This window comes from Parasphingorhabdus sp. (assembly GCF_036964675.1).
Taxonomy (GTDB): domain Bacteria; phylum Pseudomonadota; class Alphaproteobacteria; order Sphingomonadales; family Sphingomonadaceae; genus Parasphingorhabdus.
In genome coordinates, this window is sequence record NZ_JBALTF010000168.1 from 1 (window position 1) to 579 (window position 579).

Annotated in this window: 1 protein-coding gene and 1 pseudogene; both read right to left on the reverse strand. The window is 59.4% G+C overall.

The features are described from left to right. On the reverse strand, window positions 1-311 hold a 311-nt coding region (locus V7665_RS13770; protein ID WP_335665096.1), incomplete at its 3' end, for a carboxylesterase family protein. A 22-nt stretch (window positions 312-333) separates the two neighbouring features. Continuing rightward, window positions 334-579 (reverse strand): annotated as a pseudogene (locus V7665_RS13775) (threonine synthase); the annotation flags it as partial.

The window sequence follows — 579 nt, forward strand, 5'->3', positions numbered from 1 at the left end:
TAGCCGCGATTGGCCAGCGCCCGGCCAGTGAAGGCATATTGGTCCTTGGCCCCGTCGCGCCAGCCGCCGCCATAGATAAAGACGATCACCGGGAGCGGTTTGGTCGCAGCGCTATCCGGAGTCCAGATATTGAGTCCCAGGCCCAACTGCTTGTCGAAAATCTGATCATGCACCAACAGCTTCGCATTGCTGTCGCCCGGGATGACGTCATTGACCATATCGAGCTGCTTCGGTCCGGGTTGCGAGAAAAACCACCAAGAGAAGCCGCCCAGGCCCAGTAGCAACACAGCGATCATGACAAACCATTTCATGGGTAGAGCCTTAGCCAGCCGCTCAGGCGCTGGCAATGGCGCTCCAGTCGATTGGCTGATGGCGATCAAGCGCGGCATCAGCGGCGGGCATGGGATATTTGAGGCCATTGCCGCAATTGAACAACACCGCGCGGTCACTCTTGCTGATCAGACCATCTTCCAGCGCTTTCAGATAAGCGGCAGCGGTGGCGGCACCTTCGGGACAGAGCAGCAGCCCGTCCTCCTGACCGATCCTTTGTTGCGCCGCGATTATCGCCTCGTCCTCGAC